This is a genomic window from Roseovarius sp. CAU 1744, assembly GCF_039839345.1.
In the GTDB taxonomy this organism is placed as follows: Bacteria; Pseudomonadota; Alphaproteobacteria; order Rhodobacterales; family Rhodobacteraceae; genus Roseovarius.
Window position 1 is genome coordinate 1 of record NZ_JBDOQV010000019.1, and the last position, 2,447, is coordinate 2,447.

Sequence of the window (2,447 nt, forward strand, 5' to 3'; positions counted from 1 at the left end):
TCATCCGGCACGCGCACGATCGGCACGATGGGCCCGAAGGTTTCCTCCATCACCAGCGCGCTCTCATGCGGCACGCGGTCGACCACGATCGGCGGCAGCAGCGCGCCCTGGCGGCCGGGGTGGTAGAGGATCTCGGCGCCCTGTTTTTCCGCGTCATGGACACGGTTCTCAAACAGCTCCGCCGCCTGGGCATGGATCACGCAGCCCAGTTCGGTCCCGGGGTCGCGCGGGTCGCCGAAGCGGATCGCCCTGGCCTTTTCCAGCACCTTGGGCACAAAGGCGTCGGCCACGCTCTCCTGCACCAGGATGCGCTTGATCGCGGTACAGCGCTGGCCGGAATTGCCCGTCGCCCCGGCCACGGCGATGGTCGCGGCGCGGTCGAGATCGGCATCGGAAAGATCGTTCAGCACGATCAGCGGGTCGTTGCCGCCCAGTTCCAGCGCCTGGCGCTTGTAGACGGCTTTCGACGCGATCATCTTGCCCACCGGCACGCCGCCGGTGAAGGTGATGATGTCGATATTCGGGTTGGTGATCATCTCGTCGCCGATATCGCCGGGCAGCCCGGTCACCACCTGGAACATCTCCGGCGGCAACCCGGCCTCGTAGAGGATATCGGCCAGCGTCAGCGCCGTGAGCGGCGTCAGCTCCGTCGGTTTGCAGACCATGCAGTTGTTGGTCGCGATCGACGGCGCGACCTTGTGGCTGACCATGTTGAGCGGGTGGTTGAAGGGCGTGATCGCGCTGATCGCGCGCACCGGCTCGCGCAGGGTGAAGATCTTGCGGTCCTTGCCGTTATGGGTCAGGTCGCAGGAGAAGATCTCACCATCGTCCTGCAGCGCCTGGGCGGCGGCGAACTGATAGACATCCTGCGCCCGCCTGGTCTCGTAAATCGCGTGCTGGTGGCAGATCCCCAGTTCCAGCGTCAGCCATTTCGCCAGGGTGTCGCGGCGTTCGCCGATCAGCTCGCCCGCGCGCCTGAGGATCTCGCTGCGCTCGTAGCGGGTCAGCCGGGACCGGTAATTCGCCGCGATCTCGAAGGCGCGGCGCGCATGGTCGGCGGTGCCCGCGGGCACGGTGCCCACCACCTCGTCGGTATAGGGGTACCTGACCTCGATCACCTCGTCGGTAAAGACCACCTCGCCGCCGATGCGCATCCCCTCGTTGCGGATTTCAATCGTGTCTTTCATGGTCATGGCCCCCGTCACAGCGCCGCGGCGGTGGTGGCATAGAAGAACGCGTCGAAATTCCTGAGCTCCGGCGCGCCCGGCAGGTCGATCACCCGGTTCACGATGAAGGGCACCTCCTGCTCGGTCAGCCCGCCATGGCTGCGCAGCGGCTCTTTCAGCGCGGCCAGGTCATGACGGTGCTCCGACGTGCCGATGCAGATGTTCTCGCCCGAGATCATCACGATATCGCCGATCCGGTCGCCGGGCAGCTCGAAGCGGCGGATCGCCTCTTGCTTGTCGACCACCAGCAGGATCTCGTCGCGCGCATCGAGCCTTGCCATGATCTCCGCCACATCCGCGCCCGCGGGCAGATAGGCGGTGGCAAAGGCGCCAAGCGCACCGTGATGCACCACGTAGGGATCGGTGATCGGCAGGATCACCCGGGCGGCGTCCTTGCCCAGCCACGTGTCCAGCAGGTCCTGCACGTAGATCACGTTGGGCGAACCGTCGGCATGGTGCTTGGGCTTCATGCCGTGATCGGCCGTGACCACGATCGCCGCGCCAAGCGCGTCAAGCTCGGCCAGGTAGCGGTCGAACATCGCGTAGAACGATTTCGCCTCGGCGTCGTCCGGCGCGTATTTGTGCTGCACGTAATCGGTCGTGGTCAGGTACATCACGTCCGGTTTCCACTCGCGCAGAAGCTTCACCCCGGCGGCAAAGACAAACTCGCTCAGCGCCGCCGAATAGACCTCGGGCTGGGCCATGCCCAGCCAGTCGCTGGCCTTCTCCTGGCCGTGCTCGGCCTGCGTGGACGTGTCGGATTTCTCCGCCGAGAAACACTTGGCCCGGTCATCGTCAAAACGCAGACCCGCCCCCAGCAGCGCCCTGAGCTTGTCCTTGGCGGTCACCACCGCCACCCGGCAGCCCGCATCGTAGAACTGCTTGAACACCGTCGGCGCCCGCAGGAACCGCACGTCGTTCATCATCACCTCCTCGCCGGTCTCCGGGTCATACAGGTAATTGCCGCAGATCCCGTGAACGCTCGGCGGCCGGCCGGTGGCAATGCTCAGATTGTTGGGGTTGGTAAACGACGGGATCACAGAATGCGCCAGACGGTCCGTCCCCTCCGACCGCATCCGCGCAAGCGTCGGCATCAGACCCTCCGCAATCGCAACCTCCAGATACGCCGGCTCACACCCGTCCAGACATATCGCAACCGCACAAACCTTCGGCACCGGATACACCCGATCATTCGCAAATATCGGCTTCTGTATGTTCATT

2 protein-coding genes are annotated in these 2,447 nt (G+C 65.1%); both read right to left on the bottom strand.

Annotation, left to right across the window (positions count from 1 at the left end):
- Positions 1-1,187 (bottom strand): aldehyde dehydrogenase family protein (locus AAFO92_RS22455; RefSeq protein ID WP_347539176.1); only part of this gene is annotated, 1,187 nt, incomplete at its 3' end.
- A gap of 14 nt (positions 1,188-1,201) precedes the next feature.
- Entirely contained in the window at positions 1,202-2,446 is a 1,245-nt protein-coding gene (gene phnA, locus AAFO92_RS22460) for a phosphonoacetate hydrolase (RefSeq protein WP_347539179.1), read from the bottom strand.
- Position 2,447 lies beyond the last annotated feature (1 nt).